Origin of the sequence: Kitasatospora sp. NPDC088861 (assembly GCF_044750105.1) — a bacterium.
In the GTDB taxonomy this organism is placed as follows: Bacteria; Actinomycetota; Actinomycetes; order Streptomycetales; family Streptomycetaceae; genus Kitasatospora.
In genome coordinates, this window is record NZ_JBIVJF010000001.1 from 521,638 (window position 1) to 540,856 (window position 19,219).

Annotated in this window: 17 protein-coding genes; 10 read left to right on the plus strand and 7 right to left on the minus strand. The window is 72.9% G+C overall.

The genetic code is table 11. From position 1 onward, the window contains the following. Positions 1 to 8 precede the first annotated feature (8 nt). From clpB to ACIP37_RS02270, 3 genes are all read left to right on the plus strand, one after another. Positions 9 to 2,615 carry an ATP-dependent chaperone ClpB gene (clpB, locus tag ACIP37_RS02260; RefSeq protein ID WP_363627874.1) on the plus strand — a complete coding sequence of 869 codons (2,607 nt, stop codon included), beginning with the start codon at positions 9 to 11 and terminating at the stop codon, positions 2,613 to 2,615. 312 nt (positions 2,616 to 2,927) lie between these two features. After that, entirely contained in the window at positions 2,928 to 3,485 is a 558-nt protein-coding gene (locus ACIP37_RS02265; protein ID WP_363627875.1) for a YbjN domain-containing protein, read from the plus strand. Positions 3,486 to 3,604: 119 nt separating this feature from the next. Then, positions 3,605 to 4,765, plus strand: a complete 1,161-nt coding sequence (locus ACIP37_RS02270) for a pyridoxal phosphate-dependent aminotransferase (RefSeq protein WP_400804203.1) — start codon at positions 3,605 to 3,607, stop codon at positions 4,763 to 4,765. On the opposite strand, the gene ACIP37_RS02275 is transcribed toward ACIP37_RS02270, so the two are convergent. Next, on the minus strand, positions 4,745 to 5,359 hold the full coding sequence (locus ACIP37_RS02275; protein ID WP_363579819.1) for a TetR family transcriptional regulator C-terminal domain-containing protein: 615 nt from the start codon (positions 5,357 to 5,359) through the stop codon (positions 4,745 to 4,747). The genes ACIP37_RS02270 and ACIP37_RS02275 overlap by 21 nt on opposite strands. 92 nt (positions 5,360 to 5,451) lie before the next feature. Between ACIP37_RS02275 and ACIP37_RS02280 the strand changes: the two genes are divergently transcribed. From ACIP37_RS02280 to pyrE, 5 genes are all read left to right on the plus strand, one after another. After that, a complete protein-coding gene (locus ACIP37_RS02280; RefSeq protein ID WP_363627878.1) occupies positions 5,452 to 6,867 on the plus strand; it encodes an amidase in 1,416 nt (471 codons plus the stop codon). 491 nt (positions 6,868 to 7,358) lie between these two features. After that, complete coding sequence (locus ACIP37_RS02285; protein ID WP_363579821.1) at positions 7,359 to 7,889, plus strand: DUF2617 family protein; 531 nt, start codon at positions 7,359 to 7,361, stop codon at positions 7,887 to 7,889. A 139-nt stretch (positions 7,890 to 8,028) separates the two neighbouring features. Continuing rightward, positions 8,029 to 9,666: a polyamine aminopropyltransferase gene (locus tag ACIP37_RS02290; RefSeq protein WP_400804208.1), complete on the plus strand. Its 1,638-nt coding sequence runs from the start codon at positions 8,029 to 8,031 to the stop codon at positions 9,664 to 9,666. A 92-nt stretch (positions 9,667 to 9,758) separates the two neighbouring features. After that, a complete protein-coding gene (locus tag ACIP37_RS02295; RefSeq protein ID WP_400804211.1) occupies positions 9,759 to 10,760 on the plus strand; it encodes an SRPBCC family protein in 1,002 nt (333 codons plus the stop codon). 30 nt (positions 10,761 to 10,790) lie between these two features. Next, entirely contained in the window at positions 10,791 to 11,327 is a 537-nt protein-coding gene (gene pyrE, locus ACIP37_RS02300; protein WP_280673778.1) for an orotate phosphoribosyltransferase, read from the plus strand. Between the two features lie 100 nt (positions 11,328 to 11,427). Here the strand turns inward: pyrE and ACIP37_RS02305 are convergent, their stop codons facing one another. After that, positions 11,428 to 12,147 carry a VTT domain-containing protein gene (locus tag ACIP37_RS02305; protein ID WP_363619441.1) on the minus strand — a complete coding sequence of 240 codons (720 nt, stop codon included), beginning with the start codon at positions 12,145 to 12,147 and terminating at the stop codon, positions 11,428 to 11,430. A 342-nt stretch (positions 12,148 to 12,489) separates the two neighbouring features. Between ACIP37_RS02305 and fbaA the strand changes: the two genes are divergently transcribed. After that, positions 12,490 to 13,512: a class II fructose-bisphosphate aldolase gene (gene fbaA, locus ACIP37_RS02310; RefSeq protein ID WP_063348525.1), complete on the plus strand. Its 1,023-nt coding sequence runs from the start codon at positions 12,490 to 12,492 to the stop codon at positions 13,510 to 13,512. Between the two features lie 113 nt (positions 13,513 to 13,625). Here fbaA and ACIP37_RS02315 read toward each other — a convergent pair whose 3' ends face one another. Beyond that, positions 13,626 to 14,045 carry a DUF3151 domain-containing protein gene (locus ACIP37_RS02315; protein ID WP_350876615.1) on the minus strand — a complete coding sequence of 140 codons (420 nt, stop codon included), beginning with the start codon at positions 14,043 to 14,045 and terminating at the stop codon, positions 13,626 to 13,628. A 122-nt stretch (positions 14,046 to 14,167) separates the two neighbouring features. Between ACIP37_RS02315 and ACIP37_RS02320 the strand changes: the two genes are divergently transcribed. Then, on the plus strand, positions 14,168 to 15,055 hold the full coding sequence (locus tag ACIP37_RS02320) for a DUF3152 domain-containing protein (protein ID WP_400804215.1): 888 nt from the start codon (positions 14,168 to 14,170) through the stop codon (positions 15,053 to 15,055). 19 nt (positions 15,056 to 15,074) lie between these two features. Here ACIP37_RS02320 and ACIP37_RS02325 read toward each other — a convergent pair whose 3' ends face one another. The 4 genes from ACIP37_RS02325 to purS form a co-directional block, all read right to left on the minus strand. Then, complete coding sequence (locus tag ACIP37_RS02325) at positions 15,075 to 15,902, minus strand: sterol carrier family protein (protein ID WP_400804217.1); 828 nt, start codon at positions 15,900 to 15,902, stop codon at positions 15,075 to 15,077. 91 nt (positions 15,903 to 15,993) lie between these two features. Beyond that, the gene (gene purL / locus ACIP37_RS02330) at positions 15,994 to 18,249 is read right to left on the minus strand and encodes a phosphoribosylformylglycinamidine synthase subunit PurL (RefSeq protein ID WP_363579826.1); all 2,256 of its coding nucleotides are present in this window, start codon (positions 18,247 to 18,249) and stop codon (positions 15,994 to 15,996) included. Next, a complete protein-coding gene (gene purQ / locus ACIP37_RS02335) occupies positions 18,249 to 18,950 on the minus strand; it encodes a phosphoribosylformylglycinamidine synthase subunit PurQ (RefSeq protein ID WP_400804220.1) in 702 nt (233 codons plus the stop codon). The genes purL and purQ overlap by 1 nt, the downstream gene beginning before the upstream one ends. Next, on the minus strand, positions 18,947 to 19,201 hold the full coding sequence (purS, locus tag ACIP37_RS02340) for a phosphoribosylformylglycinamidine synthase subunit PurS (RefSeq protein WP_045692676.1): 255 nt from the start codon (positions 19,199 to 19,201) through the stop codon (positions 18,947 to 18,949). Before purS ends, purQ begins: the two co-directional genes overlap by 4 nt. Between the last annotated feature and the right edge of the window lie 18 nt (positions 19,202 to 19,219).

Here is a 19,219-nt window from a genome sequence, read left to right on the forward strand (position 1 = left end):
CCCCAGCAGTGGACGCCAGCAAGTTCACCACCAAGACGCAGGACGCCCTGTCCGCCGCGATCCGGCAGGCGGGCGCGGCCGGGAACCCGGACGTCAAGCCGGTGCACATCCTGATCGCCCTGCTGGAGCAGCCCGAGGGCATCGCCCGGCCGCTGCTGGAGGCGGTCGGGGCGGACGTCACCCGGATCGACGCCGAGGCCCGCCGCCAGCTGGCCGCCCTGCCCAGCGCGATGGGCTCGACGGTCGCCGCGCCGCAGCTCTCCCGGGACACCCTCGCGGTGCTCACCGAGGCCGGCAAGCGCGCCGACGACCTGGACGACCAGTACGTCTCCACCGAGCACCTGATGGTCGGCCTGGCCGCCGAGGGCGGGCCGGTCGCCGAACTGCTGGCGCGGCAGGGCGCGACGGCGAAGGACCTGCTCGCCGCGTTCAAGGACGTGCGCGGCAGCGGCCGGGTGACCTCTCCGGATCCGGAGGGCACCTACAAGGCGCTGGAGAAGTACGGCACCGACCTGACCCAGGCCGCCCGGGACGGCAAGCTCGACCCGGTGATCGGCCGGGACCAGGAGATCCGCCGGGTCGTCCAGGTACTCTCCCGCCGGACCAAGAACAACCCGGTGCTGATCGGCGAGCCGGGCGTCGGCAAGACCGCGGTGGTCGAGGGCCTGGCCCAGCGCATCGTCGCCGGCGACGTGCCGGAGTCGCTGCGCGGCAAGCGGCTGGTCGCGCTGGACCTCAGCGCGATGGTCGCGGGCGCCAAGTACCGCGGCGAGTTCGAGGAGCGGCTGAAGGCCGTCCTGAACGACATCAAGCAGAGCAACGGCCAGGTCGTCACCTTCATCGACGAGCTGCACACCATGGTCGGCGCGGGCGCCGGCGGCGACTCCGCGATGGACGCCGGCAACATGCTCAAGCCGATGCTGGCCCGCGGCGAGCTGCGGATGGTCGGCGCCACCACGCTGGACGAGTACCGCGAGCGGATCGAGAAGGACCCGGCCCTGGAGCGCCGCTTCCAGCAGGTGCTGGTCGGCGAGCCCAGCGTGGAGGACTCGATCGCCATCCTGCGCGGCCTCAAGGGCCGCTACGAGGCGCACCACAAGGTGCAGATCGCGGACGCCGCGCTGGTCGCCGCGGCCACCCTGTCCAACCGCTACATCACCTCCCGCTTCCTGCCCGACAAGGCGATCGACCTGGTCGACGAGGCGGCCTCCCGGCTGCGGATGGAGATCGACTCATCACCGGTCGAGATCGACGAACTCCAGCGCTCCGTCGACCGGTTGAGGATGGAGGAGCTGGCCCTGGAGAAGGAGTCGGACGCCGCCTCGATCGACCGGCTGGCCCGGCTGCGGCGCGATCTCGCCGACAAGAACGAGCAGTTGAGCGCCCTGACCGCGCGCTGGGAGCAGGAGAAGAAGAGCCTCAACCGGGTCGGCGAGCTCAAGGAGCGGCTGGACGACCTGCACGGCGCGCTCGAACGGGCCCAGCGTGACGGGGACTTCGAGCGGGCGTCGAAGCTGATGTACGCGGAGATCCCGGCCGCCGAGACGGAGCTCACCGAAGCCCAGGAGCGGGCGGCCGACCAGGACGCCTCCGCCTCGATGGTGAAGGAGGAGGTCGGCCCGGACGACGTGGCCGACGTGGTCGCCTCCTGGACGGGCATCCCGGCCGGCCGCCTGCTGGAGGGCGAGAGCGCCAAACTCCTGCGCATGGAGGAGGAGTTGGGCCAGCGCCTGATCGGCCAGGCGGAGGCCGTGCGGGCGGTCTCGGACGCGGTGCGCCGCACCCGTTCCGGCATCGCCGACCCGGACCGCCCGACCGGCTCGTTCCTCTTCCTCGGCCCGACCGGCGTCGGCAAGACCGAACTCGCCAAGGCCCTGGCCGACTTCCTCTTCGACGACGAGCGGGCCATGGTCCGGATCGACATGAGCGAGTACGGCGAGAAGCACTCCGTCTCCCGCCTGGTCGGCGCCCCGCCCGGGTACATCGGCTACGAGGAGGGCGGCCAGCTCACCGAGGCGGTCCGCCGCCGCCCGTACAGCGTGGTGCTGCTGGACGAGGTGGAGAAGGCCCACCCGGAGGTCTTCGACGTCCTGCTCCAGGTGCTGGACGACGGCCGGCTCACCGACGGCCAGGGCCGCACGGTGGACTTCCGCAACGCGATCCTGATCCTCACCTCCAACCTGGGCTCCCAGTTCCTGGTCGACCCGGCCACCCCGGAGGACCGGAAGAAGGCCCTGGTGCTGGACTCCGTCCGGGCCGCGTTCAAGCCCGAGTTCCTCAACCGGCTGGACGACATCGTGGTCTTCGACCCGCTGGGCACCGCCGAGCTGAGCCGGATCGTCGACCTCCAGGTGGCCCGCCTCGGCGACCGGCTGCGCGAGCGGCGGCTCACCCTGGACGTCTCCGAGGCCGCCCGCGACTGGCTGGCCCTCACCGGCTACGACCCGGCGTACGGCGCCCGCCCGCTGCGCCGGCTGGTCCAGTCCGCGATCGGCGACCAGTTGGCCCGGGCCATCCTGTCCGGCCAGGTGCACGACGGGGACACCGTCCTGGTCGAGCGGGACGAGGAGGGCGACCGCCTCACCGTCCGCAGCCGCGGACCGCTGGAGAAGTAGCACCACCAGCCCGGGCCGCCCGCACGACAGCGCGGACGGCTCGGGCAACACCATTGCCGCACAGCACAGTTGACGGCCCACTCGACTACGGCCGCACCCCGCCGCACCCCGCCGGAGCCCCGGCAGCGACGGCCCTCCAACCGGACACGCTCCGTCACCATCACCGCTCGCGGCGGGCGTCGGAGCGCCCCGGACGAAGATCGACGCGTGGCCGGGTGCCCCTGTGAGGCAGGCCCCGGATGAGGCAGGATGGGAAGTGGAAAGGGCGGCCTCTCATTGCCGGCCACCACGTGCACTGAGGAAGAGGACCCCATGAGCATCGACCCGTCGTCCATCCCGTCGTTCGGCGCACCCCAGGGCGGCGGCCAGCCCGGCGACCAGGGGCGGCCGGCCGGCCCGCCGCCGATCATCGTCCCGGACCAGGGCCTGGTGGCCCAGCTGCTGGACCAGATGCAGCTCAAGCACGTCGTGGACGAGGAGGGCGACCTCACCGCTCCCTGGGAGGGCTTCCGCGTCTACTACATGTTCCGCGGTGAGCAGAAGGAGCTCTTCGCGGTGCGCGCCTTCTACGACCGCGCGTACCCGCTGGAGAAGAAGGGCGAGATCCTCGACCTCATCGACGAGTGGAACCGCGAGACCCTCTGGCCCAAGGTCTACACCCACACCCACGAGGACGGCGTGGTCCGCCTGATCGGCGAGGCCCAGATGATCGTCGGCACCGGGGTCAACCTGGACTACTTCGTCACCACCACCGCCAACTGGACCCAGGCCGCCGTCGGCTTCGAGCAGTGGATCGTCGAGCGCCTCGGCCTGCAGAACGAGATCGAGGGCGAGGACGGCGAGACCCCCGAGGGCACCAACGAGGCGTGACCCTGCCCGCCCCGCGAGCGCACGGCCCGACCACTTGGCCCCAGGTGGTCGGGCCGTCCTTGTCCCCGGCCCCCGGCTGACCCAGGATGGGGCCGACGACGACGCGTGAGGAGCCACCGATGGGCAACAGGCCGCTGCTGAACCGCCGACTGGCCGGCATGGGGACGACCATCTTCGCCGAGATGTCCGCCCTGGCCACGGCCACCGGATCGATCAACCTCGGCCAGGGCTTCCCCGACACCGACGGCCCGGCCTCGGTGGCCCGGGCCGCTGCCGACGCCGTGCTGAACGGGCGCGGCAACCAGTACCCGCCCGGCCCCGGCATCCCCGAGCTGCGGCAGGCCATCGCCGAGCACCAGCAGCGCTTCCACGGACTCGGCTACGACCCGGACACCGAGGTGCTGGTCACCGCCGGCGCCACCGAGGCCATCGCCGCCACCCTGCTCGCCCTGCTGGAGCCGGGTGACGAGGTGATCGCCCTCGAACCCTTCTACGACTCCTACGCCGCCTGCATCGCGATGGCCGGCGCCACCCGCCGCCCGCTCACCCTGCGCGCCCCGGACTTCCGCCCCGACCTGGACGAACTGCGCACCCTGATCACCCCGCGCACCCGCCTGCTGCTGATCAACACCCCGCACAACCCGACCGGCACCGTGCTCACCGCCGACGAGCTGGCCGCCATCGCCGCCCTCGCCGTCGAGCACGACCTGCTGGTCGTCACCGACGAGGTCTACGAGCACCTCGTCTTCGGCGCCACCCACCACCCGATCGCCGCCCTGCCCGGCATGCGCGAGCGCACCGTCTCCATCTCCTCCGCCGGCAAGACCTTCTCCTTCACCGGCTGGAAGGTCGGCTGGGTCACCGCGAACCCGGCCCTGGTCACGGCCGTCCGCACGGCCAAGCAGTACCTCACCTACGTCAGCGCCGGCCCCTTCCAGTACGCCGTCGCCGAGGCGCTGCGGCTGCCCGACAGCTACTTCGACGGCTTCCGCGCCGACCTGCTCCGCAAGCGCGACCTGCTGGTCGACGGGCTCACCGCGGCCGGCTTCCGGGTGTTCACCCCCGAGGGCACGTACTTCATCACCACCGACATCACCCCGCTCGGCGAGAAGGACGGCATCGAGTTCTGCCGCGCCCTGCCGGAGCGCTGCGGCGTCGTCGCCATCCCGAACGCCGTCTTCTACGACAACACCGAGGCCGGCCGCAGCCTGGTCCGCTTCACCTTCTGCAAGCAGGACTCCGTGCTGGAGGAAGCGGTGTCACGGCTCCAGCGCCTCTGAGCCGTCGCCCGGCCGCCGCCCGAGGCCGGACAGGTGGGCGTTCAGGATCGCCCGGGCCTCGGGTGCGGTGAGGCGGCCGACGAGGACGTGCGTGGTGAGCCCGTCGGCAAGGGCCAGCAGCGTCTTCGCCTCCCGGGCGGCGTCCGGCCCGGCCGCCGGCGACGCCTCGGCGATCAGCCGGGCGAACAGGCCCTCCAGGGCCGCGTAGTCGGCGTTCAGCGGGCCCGCCAGCCGCTCGTCGACGGCGGCCTGCGCGACGAAGGCCAGCCAGACCCGCGCCTGGGAGCGCTGTCCGTCGCCGAGCAGCGCCGCCTCGGCGGCCGCGTGTGCCAGGAGGGCGGCGGGCGAGGGCGCCGGGTCGTCGGCGGGGTACGCCCGGACCCGGGCGGTGATCCGCTCACCGACGTAGCCGAGGGCGAAGCGGAGCATCTCGTCCTTGGTGCGGAAGCAGCGCTGGACGGCGCCGGTCGACACCTGCGCGCGGTCGGCCACGTCGCGCAGGGTCACCCCTTCCAGGCCTCGTTCGTCGGCGAGCCGGCAGACGGCCTCGGCGATCCGCCGACGCCGGCCGTCGTGGTCCACCTGTCTGGGCACGGGCTCCCCCTCCGGTTTATTCGATGCACTCGTATCGGTTCCCAGGCTACGGTACCGATACGAGCGCATCGGAACGAGGAGGGGAGTACGTCATGCAGGACGCCCTGTGGCGACTGACGGCCACCGCGCAGGCGGCGGCGGTACGCGGCAAAGAGGTCTCGGCCGTCGAACTGCTCGACAGCCACCTGGAGCGGATCAGCGCGGTGAACCCGCAGGTGAACGCCGTCACCCAGGTCCTGGCGGAGCGCGCCCGGATGCAGGCCCGGGAACTCGACCGGCGCCTGGCCGCGGGCGAGGACCCCGGCCCGCTGGCGGGCGTGCCGTTCACCGTGAAGGAGACCACCGCCATCGAGGGCGTGGCCACCACCTTCGGGGTGCCGCGCTTCCGCGACCTGGTGGCGCGGGCCGACGCTCCCCCGGTCGCCCGGCTGCGCGCGGCCGGGGCCGTGCCGATCGGGCACAGCAACATGCCCACCATGATCCTGGCCGGGATGCACACCCGCAGCGAGCTCTACGGCGACACCGCCAACCCGTGGGACCGCAGCCGCACCCCGGGCGGGAGCAGCGGCGGCGACGGCGCGGCCGTCGCGACCGGCCTGGCCGCGCTCGGGCTCGGCAACGACTCCGGCGCGTCCGTCCGCGTCCCGGCCGCGTTCTGCGGGGTCGCCGGGCTGAACCCGTCCAACGGCCGGTTCCCCGCCGACCACCGCGCGTTCGGGCCGCAGGACCCGGGGCCGGCCTCCCAGTGGCTGGTCGCCGACGGCCCGCTCGCCCGGAGCGTCGCCGACCTCCGGCTGGCCTACGAGGTGCTGGCCGGCCCCGATCCGCGCGACCCGCGCGCCCTGCCCGTGCCGCGCTACGGCGAGCCGCTGCCCGGGCCGGTGAAGGTCGCGGTGGTGGCCGATCCGGGCGGCCACGGCGTCCACCCGACGGTCCGGGCCGCGGTCGAACGCGCGGCGGCGGCGCTGCGGGACGCCGGGTACGACGTGCGCGAGGTGGCGGACGTCCCGCGGCTCGACGAGGCCCTGGAGGTGTGCGACCGGATCACCATGACCGAGTTCGCACCCAAGTGGCCCGCCGTACGCCCCCTGCTCGGCCCGGGCGGCGACCGCTACATCGAGCTGACGATGGCCCGGACCCCGCCCGCGACCGCCGCCGAGCTCATGGAGCTGATGGGGAGCTGGCTGGGCATCCGCCGCTCCTGGGCCGAATTCCTGGACGAGTACCCGCTGCTGCTCGGACCGGTGTTCACCGAACCGCCGGTCGAACCGGGCATCGAGTCCCGGGACGCGGCCGGGTGGGAGCTGGTCCGCACGGCGATGCGGCTGTGCAAGGTGACCAGCTTCGCGGGGCTGCCCGCGGTGGCGGTGCCCACCGGCCTGGCCGACGGGCTGCCGACCGGGGTGCAGCTCGTGGGGCGGGCGTTCCGGGAGGACCTCTGCCTGGAGGCGGCCCAGGCGGTCGAGGACCGGCTCGGGGTGCTCGCGCCGATCGACCCCCGGCCGTGAGGGGAGCAATGATGGCCCGGCGAGTGGGCCCAGTTCTTCTCAACTCGCCTGACAGTCATGGTTGGTTGACGTCTGGTTGACGATTGAATGATGTCTGTGAGGCAATTCCATCGGCCTCGACGGAACGCTCCGACCGCCCTGCCCGCCCGGTGCGTGCAGGGCGGCGGCGCACAAGGCGTGCACCCGGCGCACTACCAGCGTGCACGGCGCACGACCCGGTCGTAGGGGCGCGCGCTGTGCAGAGTCGCACACCGGGTCGATCAGAGCCGGGAAGCAGGTGTGCTCGAAACGGTGAATGCTTGACAAAGTTGGGTAAATCACCGGCGGACCCGGCGTATTCATGCTTCTCTGCTGCTGAATCTCCAGCCGGAATCCCTCCTTCCACGGTCGGCCGCGCCCAGGGCCGCACAGCCACGAACAGCCTCGCCATCGCCTAGGCCTACTCGGTGCTGCTCGGCGGGCGCGCACGGAGCTGAAACGCGGAGCCGAGCATGCTCACCACACTGCAGACCTCCTACACGGACACCCGCGCCGGTGACCTGGCCTGGTGCCTGGGCGGCGACCCGCTGCCCGCTCTCGCGGTCCGCGACCTGAGACTCGACGGAGGCGGCCACCCCACCGCGTCCGGCACCCTCCAGCTGCGACTGCTCGGCGCTTCGCACCAGGTGGTGATCGCCGCCGGCCCCGGCGAGTGCCTGGAGACCGTCGCCTGCCTGCCCGGCCGCCGCACCCCGCTGCCGGCCCGGGTGGCCAAGCAGGTCGGCGGCTGGGAGTACGAGTTCGCGGCCCGGATCGAGGCGCTGCCCCCGCACGACTTCGCGGCCCGCGCGCAGGAACTGCTGGCCCTGGTCGAGGGCCACCCGCGCGGCCTGGCCGGGGTGTTCCCGGGCGACCCGAGCGCCTTCACCGCGCTGGTCACCCAGGGCGGCGCCGACCGGCTGCTCTGGCGGACCTGGCACGCCTACCCGCAGGAGGGCCGGCTGGTCTGCACCCGCTCCTCGCTGGTGGTGTCCGGGGCATGACCGCCAGCCGTCCGAGCAGGGTCGCCGATCCCGCCATGGCCTATGAATCGTACGCAGGAACGATTCGTCAATCCGGCGTCCCACACTGTCCGTCGAATGGGCGCAGCTATCCGTCCCGAACGTCCCCTAGCGTTTGTTCGTGATCAACCATCCGGCCGGTCCACCCGCCCGCTCGCGAGTGGACCTCGACGACGGCGCCCCACCTCGGCCCGGGCGGAGCCTCGCCCCCCTGCCCGCCCGCCGTCGGTCCCGGCTGCGCTCCCACCCCCGGCTGGCCCGCCTCACCGTCCTGCTGGCCGCGTTCGTCTGCGCGGCCTGCGGACTCGTCTACGAACTCGAACTCGTGGCGCTCGGCGACTACCTGCTCGGGGACTCGGTCACCCAAACCTCCGTCGTGCTCTCCGTCATGGTGTTCGCGATGGGCCTCGGCTCGCTCCTCGCCAAACGCCTCACCCGGCAGCCCGCCACCGCCTTCGCCCTGGTCGAATGCGCCCTCGCGCTCACCGGCGGCCTCTCCGTCCTCGCGCTCTACTCCTGCTGGGCCTGGATCGGCCGCTACCAGGCCGCCATGGTCGGCCTCACCTGCCTCATCGGCATCCTCATCGGCGCCGAGATCCCGCTCCTGATGACCCTCATCCAGCGGATCCGGCGCGAGGACGCCGGCCGCGCCGCCGCCGACCTCTTCGCCGCCGACTACGTGGGCGCGCTGATCGGCGGCCTCGCCTTCCCCTTCCTCATCCTCCCCGGCCTCGGGCCCGGCGACGGCGCCCTCGTCACCGGCGCCGTCAACGCCGTCGCCGGAGCCGCCGTCGTGCTCTGGCTCTTCCGCGAGGAACCCGCCCCCCGGATACGGCTCCTGCTCTGGGGCGGCTGCGCGCTCGTCCTCGCCCTGCTCGCCGCGGCCGCCGCCGGCTCCGGTGCCATCGAACGCGCCGCCCGGCACGCCCTCTACGGTGCGCAGGTCCGCTTCGCCGCCCGCAGCCGCTCCCAGGAGATCGTGCTCACCGGCCCCACCGAAGGCCCGCTCCGGCTCTACCTGAACGGCCGCCTCACCGTCTGCGGACCGGACGAGTACCGCGGCAACGAGGCCCTGGTCCACCCGGCGATGGCCGCCGGCCCGGACGCCCGCGTCCTGCTCCTCGGCGGCGGCGACGGCCTCGCCCTGCGCGAGGTGCTCCGGCACCGCGGCGTCCGCTCCGTCCGGCTCGTCGACGCCGACCCCGCGCTCCCCCGGCTCGCCCGCACCGACCCCGGGCTCGCCGCCCTCACCGACCACTCCCTCGACGACCCCCGCGTCCACGCCACCGCCGCCGACCCGATGGCCTGGCTGCGCGGCGCCGCCACGACCGACGGACCGTACGACGTGGTGCTCGCCGACCTGCCCGCGCCCGCCGACGGCGGACCGGTCACCTTCCACTCCCAGGAGTTCTACGGCCTCGCCACCCGGCTGCTCTCCCCCGGCGGCCGCGTCGCCGTCCGGGCCGGCGGCGACCCGGACGGCCTCTGGCCGATCGAGTCCGGCCTGCGGACGGCGGGACTGCAGACCGTCCCGTACTCCGTCCAGGGCAGCGCCACCGCGAGCTGCCGCCCCGACCCGCCGGGCGCCGCCCAGACCTTCCTCCTCGCGGCCGCCGCCCGGCCCCCGCTCACCCTCGCCCCCGACGCCCCACCGCCCCGCGCCCTCACCCCCGACGGCCTCCGCGGCTCCGCCACCCGCCTCGCCGCCCTCCGCCCCGCCCACCCCCCGGCCGCCCTCACCCTGCTCGGCCCCCGCTGAGCCGGGGGCGCGGGGCTGGACACCGGTGGTCCGGGGAAGTCGGGTGGCGGTGGGTGGGGACCGGGCGGGGTTGGGTCGGTAGGCTCCCTGACATGGAGCATGAGGTTGTCGTCCCGATGCCCGCCGAGTTGGTGCGGCAGGCCTTGCAGGATCCGGCTCTGCTGGCCCGTAGCGTGCCGGGGCTGAGCACCGAGCCGGCCGCGGTCGGCGGTGGGCCGGCGGAGGAGATCGGCGGCCGGCTGAAGCTGCGGATCGGCGGCTCCACCATCACGTACAGGGGCGTGCTGTCCCTGATCGAGGGGCGCGAGGGCGTGCTGACCGTGTTCGCCGAGGGCCAGGAGGCCCGTGGCAGCGGCGAGGCGACCGCCACCGTCCGGGTCAGCGTCGCGGACGGCGCCGAGGACGGTACCGCGGTGGTCCGCTTCACCGGCGACCTGAGCGCCACTGGCCGGCTCACCGAGTTCGACGAGGAGACCCTCGACGCCGCCGGCCGCCGTCTGCTGGACCGGTTCGCCACCGCGCTCGCCTCCCCGGACGCCGAGCCGGAGAGCGAGAGCGACGGCGACGGCGACGGCGAGAGCGACACGGAGACCGGTGGCGAGGCCGGGGCCGAGGGCGGGACCGAGACCGACGCCGGCGTGGTGTTCATCGAGGAGCACCAGGACCAGCCCGGCGACGACCTCGACGACGACCTGTCCGACCTGATCGCCTTCTCCGACGCCGACGCCGAGCGCTTCGGCCTGCCCACCGGCGGCGGCGACGGGGACGGGCCCGAGGAGGGCGTCGCCGAGGAGCTCCCCGCCGAGCCGCTCTTCGAGTACGAGGAGGGGCCGGCGGGCGGCGGCCCGGTGCGCCGCAGCATCGTCGGCCGGTCGGCCGAGGAGGTGGACCACGCGCCGCCGCGCGGGCGGTACGCCCCGGCGCTGCCGGCCCGTAGTGCCCGGGCCCGGGCGGCGTCCCGCTGGGGCGGCGAGGCCGGCGGGATCGTGGTGCCGGGTTCGGGCGGCCGCAGCGCGGTGCCGTGGGTGATCGGCGGCGGGGTCGCGCTGCTGGGTGGCGCCGTGGTGCTGGTCAGGGCCTTGCGTCGGCGCTGACCGGCGGGAGAGGGCCTAGACTGGACGCTCATGAGCAACGACCGCGACGCCCTGCTGGCACAGATCAAGGACAAGGCCGTCGTACACGGCAAGGTCACCCTTTCCTCCGGCAAGGAGGCCGACTACTACGTCGACCTGCGCCGGATCACGCTGGACGGCCAGGCCGCCCCGCTGGTCGGCCGGGTGATGCTGGACGCGACCTCGCACCTGGAGTACGACGCCGTCGGCGGTCTGACCCTGGGCGCCGACCCGGTGGCCGCCGCGATGCTGCACGCCGCCGCCGCGCGCGGGCGTGAGCTGGACGCCTTCGTGGTCCGCAAGGCGGGCAAGGCGCACGGCCTCCAGCGCCGGATCGAGGGCCCGGAGGTCAAGGGCCGCCGGGTGCTGGCGGTCGAGGACACCTCCACCACCGGTGGCTCGGTGCTGACCGCCGTCGAGGCGCTGCGCGAGGCGGGTGCCGAGGTGGTCGGCGTCGCGGTGATCGTGGAGCGCGGCGGCGCGGCCGCGGTCGAGGCGCAGGGCCTGCCGTACGTGACCGCCTACACCCTGGACGACCTGGGCCTCTGAGCCCGGCCGGACCTGACAGCACGAGGGGCCGGGTCCTGTTTCACGTGAAACGTGAGACGGGACCCGGCCCCTTCGCGTGTCGTGCGCGAAGCCCCGGTGCTCAGCCGCGCCGGTGGCGGCCGCCGCTCTGCACGGCGTCGGCCTCGGCGCTCTCCACGGCGCCGCCGGCCTTCCGCTTCTTGCGCTCGCGCAGGACCTCGATCAGGATCGGCGAGATCGAGAGCAGGACGATCAGCAGCACCGCCGGGATCAGGTACTTGTCGATCACCGGGGCGAGCGCGTCGCCGAAGAAGTAGCCGATCAGCAGCATGGACTCGGTCCAGAGCACGCCGCCGATGACGTTCCACAGGAAGAACGTCCGGGCGGGCATCTCCAGGGTGCCCGCGACCGGGTTGAGGAAGGTCCGGACGATCGGCATGAAGCGGGCCAGCACCACGGCCTTGCCGGGCCCGAACTTGTTGAAGTACTCCTCCGCCTTCATCACGTACTCGCGGCGGAAGATCTTCGACTCGGGCTTGTCGAACATCTTCGGCCCGACCTTGACCCCGATCAGGTGCCCGAGCTGGGCCCCCGCGACCGCGGCCACCGGGGCACCGACGAGCAGGACGGCGATCGGCAGCTTGGCGCCGTCGCCGAGCACCGACGAGGCGGCGTTCGACGCCGCGACGCCGGCGATGATCAGCAGTGAGTCACCCGGGAAGAAGAAGCCGACCAGCAGGCCGGTCTCCGCGAAGATGATCGCGATCAGCCCGATGGCGCCGAGGGACGAGATCAGTGATTTGGCGTCGAGCAGGTTGACGGCCAGCTGGTTGTAGTCCACGGCCGCAGGATAGCGGGCCGTCCTGTACGGAGGCTTCGCCCGGCAGGTGTATCCGGTGTCCGCCGAACGTCGCAGGAGCGGGCCGTCCGCGTCGGCGGCGGCGACGGTCCGACTGGCGGGCTCCTGCTGACCTGCGGGCACGAGTCTGGGAGGATGGCACGGGCGTCCGGTCCGCAGCGGCACACCACCCTCATTGCCGTACCGCGGAGGTCGCTCGAACCTTGGTGCCGGAGAGCCACACCGCAGCGCCGCGCGTCGGCGGCCGGCACGGAGTCGTACCGAAGGCGTACACAGCGTCGGACAGCACCGTCCGTACGCCGCAACCCGACAGGAGCGGATCGCATGCCCATCGCAACTCCCGAGGTCTACAACGAGATGCTGGACCGGGCCAAGGCGGGCAAGTTCGCCTACCCGGCCATCAACGTCACCTCGTCGCAGACCCTGCACGCCGCACTGCGTGGTTTCGCCGAGGCCGAGAGCGACGGCATCATCCAGATCTCGACCGGTGGCGCGGAGTTCCTGGGCGGCCAGCACAACAAGGACATGGTGACCGGCGCCGTGGCGCTGGCCGAGTTCGCGCACATCGTCGCCGCCAAGTACGACATCACCGTCGCACTGCACACCGACCACTGCCCGAAGGACAAGCTGGACGGCTACGTCCGCCCGCTGCTGGCGGTCTCCGCCGAGCGCGTGGCCAAGGGCCAGAACCCGCTGTTCCAGTCGCACATGTGGGACGGCTCGGCCGAGACCCTCGCCGACAACCTGGCGATCGCCCAGGAGCTGCTGGCCCAGGCCGCCGCCGCCAAGATCATCCTTGAGGTCGAGATCACCCCGACCGGCGGCGAGGAGGACGGCGTCACCCACGAGATCAACGACGAGCTGTACACCACTGTCAACGACGCCGTGCGCACCGCCGAGGCGCTGGGCCTGGGCGAGAAGGGCCGCTACCTGCTGGCCGCCTCGTTCGGCAACGTGCACGGCGTCTACAAGCCGGGCAACGTCGTGCTGAAGCCGGAGCTGCTGCGCGAGCTGCAGGACGCGATCGGCAAGCAGTACGGCAAGACCGACCCGTTCGACTTCGTCTTCCACGGCGGTTCCGGCTCGACCGCGGCGGAGATCGCCACCGCGCTGGAGAACGGCGTCGTGAAGATGAACCTGGACACCGACACCCAGTACGCCTTCACCCGCCCGGTCGTGGACCACATGTTCCGCAACTACGACGGTGTGCTGAAGGTCGACGGCGAGGTCGGCAAGAAGAACACCTACGACCCGCGCACCTGGGGCAAGCTCGCCGAGGCGGGCATGGCCGCCCGTGTGCTGGAGGCCGCCCAGCAGCTGCGCTCGGCCGGCAACCGTCTGAAGTGAGCCCGGCGGCCGGGCTGAGCCCGGCCACGGCGTGAACGCGGGTGCGCCCCCCGGTGGACTTCACCGGGGGGCGCACCCGTGTGTGGGTCTGCTGCCTCAGCAGCCGTGCGGGTCTACTGCTTCAGCTCCGCGTACGCCTCCGCGCTGCTGTCCTTCAGGAACTGCCAGCAGCGGGCCTCCTCCTCGGTCTCCTTGATCGCGCCGGCCGCCCGTGCGAGCCCGGCCAGGCAGCGCAGGAAGCCGCGGTTGCCGCGGTGCTCCCACGGCACGGGGCCGTGGCCCTTCCAGCCGTTGCGGCGCAGCGCGTCCAGGCCGCGGTGGTAGCCGGTGCGGGCGTAGGCGTAGGACTCGACGTAGCGGCCGGCCGCGTAGGCGTCGTCGGCGAGCATCGCCCAGGCGAGGCAGAAGGTCGGGAAGTCGGCGGCCACCTGGGTGGGTGAGGCCGATTCCTCCGCCAGCATGCGGTAGGGCTGCTCGTCCTCCGGGAGAAGGGTCGGATCGGGGCCGTCGAGAAGATTCCGGTGAATCGCCATGCAGGCAGTCTGCCATCCGGGACGCCAGGGTCAACCGCCGTCCCGGGATCGGCGGCGGCCGCCGGGCGCCTGCATACCCGGTATGTGGACATTCACCCGTTCGCCATGTCAGGGTGTCGATCATGCCCGCAGCCAGATCCGCCGCCAGGAGCGGCAGTGCCCGCGGCCGCCGACGCCGACGGCCGCCGCGCCGGCTCGGGCCCGGCATGCTCGCGGCGCTGGTCACGGCGGTGGCGGTGCTGGGCGGTACGGCGGTCGTGCTGACCCGCTCCTCCGACGCGCCCGACGGCGGGCCGACCGCCCAGGCGCGGATCGCCCCGCCGACCGATCAGGCTCCCTCGCCCGCCGGCCCGACGCCGACCCCGACGCCGACCGACACCCCGAGCGAGCCCCCCGCCCCGTCCTCGACACCCACCCCCACCACGCCCACCACGCCCGACCCCGGCCCGGCCAAGGGCGCGGGCACCTTCAGCATCGCCGCCGCCACCGCCCAGCCGGTCGGACGCGGCACCGTGCGCCGCTACCGGGTGGAGGTCGAGGACGGCATAGGCATCGACGCCGGCGGCGCCGCCGCCCAGATCCACGGCTTCCTCGGCGACAGGCGCGGCTGGACCAACGACCGCAAGAACGGCTTCCAGCTGGTCGCCGGCGGCGGGTACGACTTCACCGTGAAGATCGCCTCGCCGGCCACCGTGGACCGGATCTGCGGCGCCTCCGGCCTGGACACCCACGGCGAGGTGAACTGCAACGTCGGCAACCAGGTGCTCGTCAACTCCAAGCGCTGGAACACCGGTTCACCGCAGTTCAGCGGCCCGCTCGACGAGTACCGGGCGCTGATCATCAACCACGAGGTCGGCCACCGGATAGGCCACGGGCACGAGACCTGCCCCGGCCCGGGCAAGCCGGCGCCCGCGATGATGCAGCAGATCTACGGACTCAAGGGCTGCGAGCCCAACGCCTGGCCGTACTCGGAGAACGGCACCTACCTCAGCGGGCCGTCGGTGCCGTAGGACGCCCCCCGAAGCGCGGCTACCCGAGCACCGGCAGGTACTCCCGCAGGTCGCTGCGCTCGCCGGAGGCGGAGACCGCCGCCGCGTCCACCGCGGCGGCCCAGTCGGCCCGGCCGGTGGCCAGCCGGATCCAGGTCAGCGGGTCGGTCTCGACCACGTTCGGCGGGGTGCCCCGGGTGTGCCGGGGGCCCTCGACGGCCTGCACGACGGCGTACGGCGGGATCCGCAGCTCGACCGCGCCGCCCGGCGCGCGGTCGGCGAAGGCGTCGGCCAGCAGCCGGGTGACGGCGGCGACGGCCTGGCGGTCGTGCGGGAAGCCGTCGAGGCCGAGCGCGGCGGCCAGGTCGTCGGCGTGCACGACGGTCTCCACCAGCCTGGTCACCAGCATGTCGGCGAGTGTCATCGAGCCCAGCCGGATCTCGAACCGCCGTACCGGGTCGGCGGCTTCGGGCCGGTCCAGCAGACCGGTCAGCGCGTCCGCCGCCCGGCTGAAGGCCTGCGCCACCAAGGCCGCGTCCCCGCCGAAGTCACCCGCGGCCCTCGCCCGGGCCTGCTCGTCGAGCAGCGGCGCGACCGTGCCGACCGCGGCCACCCACCCCGACAGGTCCAACGGTGCCCGCCCCTCCAGCGGATCGTCGAGGTGCTCGGGGACGAAGTCGAGCTGGACGGCGAGGTGCGCGATCAGCTCGCGGACCGTCCACTCCCCCAGCCTGGTCGGCCGGGCCAACCACTGCTCGGCGTCCGGGCGTTCACACAGCTGCCGGACGGCGTCGCGCAGCGCGCCGGTCTGCGCCGCGAGCGCGGTGCGCACCTTCTGCGGCTGGTAGGTACGGGGCTTGGGGGGCATGGCCCCCAACATACGCCGAGGGGCGGACAGCCCCGCACACGCCGAGGGGCGGACGGCCCCGTCGGACCGTCCGCCCCTCGAACCGCGCGGGTCAGGCGAGCAGAGCCTCGATGACGCCGGTGTGGGCGTCCTTCAGCTCGGCCAGCGAGACGGTGAACTGGCCCTGGACGTCCAGGGATTCGCCGTCCACGACACCGATGCGGGTGGCCGGCAGGCCGCGCGCGGTGCACATGTCGTTGAACCGGAGCTCCTCGCTGCGCGGCACCGCCACGACAGCGCGGCCGGCCGACTCGGAGAACAGGAACACGAACGGGTCCGCGCCCTCGGGCACGATGATCCGCGCGCCGTGGCCGCCCTTGAGGCAGCTCTCCACGAGCGCCTGGCCGAGGCCGCCGTCGGAGAGGTCGTGCGCGGCGTCGATCATGCCGTCGCGCGAGGCGGCGATCAGGATGTCGCCGAGCAGCCGCTCGCGCTCCAGGTCGACCTTGGGCGGCAGACCGCCGAGGTGGTCGTGGACCACCTGCGACCAGGCCGAGCCGCCGAGCTCGTCCGCGGTGTCGCCGAGCAGGTAGAGCAGCTGCCCCTCCTCGGCGAAGGCGACCGGGGTGCGCCGGGTGACGTCGTCGATGACGCCGAGCACCGCGACCACCGGGGTCGGGTGGATGGCGACCTCGCCGGTCTGGTTGTACAGCGAGACGTTGCCGCCGGTGACCGGGGTGCCGAGCACCAGGCAGGCGTCGGCCAGGCCGCGGGTGGCCTCGGCGAACTGCCACATCACGTCCGGGTCCTCGGGGGAGCCGAAGTTGAGGCAGTCGGAGATCGCGAGCGGCTTGGCGCCGCCGGCCGCGACGTTGCGGTAGGCCTCGGCGAGGGCCAGCTGGGCGCCGGTGTACGGGTCCAGCTTGGTGTAGCGGCCGTTGCCGTCGGTGGCGACCGAGACGCCGAGGTTGGTCTCCTCGTCGATCCGGATCATGCCCGAGTCCTCGCCGACCGAGAGCACGGTGTTGCCGAGCACGTAGCGGTCGTACTGGTCGGTGATCCAGGACTTGGAGGCCTGGTTCGGGGAGCCGGCGACCTTCAGCAGGTCGGCCTTGAGGCCCTCGCCGGTGGTCGGGCGGGCCAGCCGCTCGCCGGTGGGGGCGTCGGCCTGCAGCGCGTCCTGCCAGCTCGGGCGGGCGTACGGGCGCTGGTAGGTCGGGCCCTCGTGGGCGACGGTGCGCGGCGGCACGTCGACGACGAGTTCGCCGTGCCAGAAGATCTCCAGGCGCTCGCCGTCGGTCACCTCACCGATGACGGTGGCGATGACGTCCCACTTCTCGCAGATCTCCAGGAAGCGGTCGACCTTGCCGGGCTCGACGATGGCGCACATGCGCTCCTGCGACTCGCTCATGAGGATCTCCTCGGGCGAGAGCGTGTTGTCGCGCAGCGGCACGGTGTCCAGCTCGACCCGCATGCCGCCGGAGCCGGCGCTCGCCAGCTCCGAGGTCGCGCAGGACAGGCCCGCGCCGCCCAGGTCCTGGATGCCCTTGACGAGCTTCTCCCGGAAGATCTCCAGGGTGCACTCGATCAGGAGCTTCTCCTGGAACGGGTCGCCGACCTGGACGGCCGGACGCTTGGTCGGCTTGGTGTCGTCGAAGGTCTCGGAGGCGAGCACGGAGACGCCGCCGATGCCGTCGCCGCCGGTGCGGGCTCCGTACAGGATGACCTTGTTGCCGGCGCCGGAGGCCTGCGCGAGGTGGATGTCCTCGTGCTTCATGACGCCCACGCACAGCGCGTTGACCAGCGGGTTGCCCTGGTAGCAGGAGTCGAAGACGACCTCGCCGCCGATGTTCGGCAGGCCCAGGCAGTTGCCGTAGCCGCCGATGCCCGCGACGATCCCGGGCAGCACGCGCCGGGTGTCCGGGTGGTCGGCCGCGCCGAACCGCAGCGGGTCCATCACGGCGACCGGGCGGGCGCCCATCGCCAGGATGTCGCGCACGATGCCGCCGATGCCGGTGGCCGCGCCCTGGTAGGGCTCGATGTACGACGGGTGGTTGTGCGACTCGACCTTGAAGGTCACGGCGTAGCCCTGGCCGACGTCGACCACACCGGCGTTCTCGCCGATGCCGACGAGCATCGCGTCCGAGTCGGGCTTCTTGTCGCCGAACTGCTTCAGGTGGACCTTGCTGCTCTTGTACGAACAGTGCTCCGACCACATGACCGAGTACATCGCGAGTTCGGCGCCGGTCGGGCGGCGGCCGAGAATCTCGCGGATGCGCGCGTACTCGTCCTCCTTGAGCCCGAGTTCGGCCCAGGGCTGGGCGACGTCCGGGGTCTGCTCGGCGTTCTTGACGGTGTCGAGGCTCATCAGGCGTTCACCAGCTGCTTCAGGACGGAAGTGAAGAAGCCCAGGCCCTCGACGGTCGGACCGGTGAGCGGCTCCACGGCGTGCTCCGGGTGCGGCATCAGGCCGACGACATTGCCGGCGGCGTTGGTGATGCCGGCGATGTCGCGGTACGAACCGTTCGGGTTACCGCATCCGTCAGCGGCATCGCCGCGGGCCACGTAACGGGCCACCACCCGGCCCTCCGCCTCCAGTTGGTCCAGGACGCGCTCCTCGGCGACGAACCGGCCCTCGCCGTTCTTCAGCGGAACGACGATTTCCTGGCCCGCCGAGTAATCCCGGGTCCAGGCGGTACCGGTGTTCTCGATGCGCAGCTTCTGGTCGCGGCAGACGAAGTGCAGCGAGTCGTTGCGGGTGAGCGCGCCGGGCAGCAGGTGCGATTCGCAGAGCACCTGGAAGCCGTTGCAGATACCGAGGACCGGCATTCCCAGCTTCGCCTGCTCGATGACGGCGTCCATCACGGGCGAGAAGCGGGAGATCGCGCCGCAGCGCAGATAGTCGCCGTAACTGAATCCGCCCGGCAGGACGACGGCGTCGACCTGGTGGAGATCCTTGTCACGGTGCCAGAGCGCGACCGGCTCGGCGCCGGCCAGGCGGACCGCGCGCTGGGCGTCACGGTCGTCGAGGGAGCCGGGGAAAGTGACGACGCCGACGCGGGTGGTCACTTCGCCGCCTCCTCGACGCGGACGGTGAAGTCCTCGATCACGGTGTTGGCGAGAAAGGTCTCGGCGGCTTCGCGGATACGGGCGAGCGCGGCGTCGTCGACCGGGCCCTCCACTTCCAGCTCGAAACGCTTGCCCTGGCGGACGTCGGCGATCCCGGTGAATCCGAGACGGGGCAGTGCACGCTGCACCGCCTGGCCCTGGGGGTCGAGGATCTCCGGCTTGAGCATGACGTCGACTACGACGCGTGCCACTGGCACTCCCGGTGGTGT

Coding starts and splice junctions, on each gene's coding strand:
- ACIP37_RS02265 (WP_363627875.1), top strand. CDS start 2,928: ATGAGCATCGACCCGTCGTCCATCCCGTCGTTCGGCGCACCCCAGGGC.
- ACIP37_RS02270 (WP_400804203.1), top strand. CDS start 3,605: ATGGGCAACAGGCCGCTGCTGAACCGCCGACTGGCCGGCATGGGGACG.
- ACIP37_RS02280 (WP_363627878.1), top strand. CDS start 5,452: ATGCAGGACGCCCTGTGGCGACTGACGGCCACCGCGCAGGCGGCGGCG.
- ACIP37_RS02285 (WP_363579821.1), top strand. CDS start 7,359: ATGCTCACCACACTGCAGACCTCCTACACGGACACCCGCGCCGGTGAC.
- ACIP37_RS02295 (WP_400804211.1), top strand. CDS start 9,759: ATGGAGCATGAGGTTGTCGTCCCGATGCCCGCCGAGTTGGTGCGGCAG.
- pyrE (WP_280673778.1), top strand. CDS start 10,791: ATGAGCAACGACCGCGACGCCCTGCTGGCACAGATCAAGGACAAGGCC.
- fbaA (WP_063348525.1), top strand. CDS start 12,490: ATGCCCATCGCAACTCCCGAGGTCTACAACGAGATGCTGGACCGGGCC.
- ACIP37_RS02315 (WP_350876615.1), bottom strand. CDS start 14,045: ATGGCGATTCACCGGAATCTTCTCGACGGCCCCGATCCGACCCTTCTC.
- ACIP37_RS02320 (WP_400804215.1), top strand. CDS start 14,168: ATGCCCGCAGCCAGATCCGCCGCCAGGAGCGGCAGTGCCCGCGGCCGC.
- ACIP37_RS02325 (WP_400804217.1), bottom strand. CDS start 15,902: ATGCCCCCCAAGCCCCGTACCTACCAGCCGCAGAAGGTGCGCACCGCG.
- purL (WP_363579826.1), bottom strand. CDS start 18,249: ATGAGCCTCGACACCGTCAAGAACGCCGAGCAGACCCCGGACGTCGCC.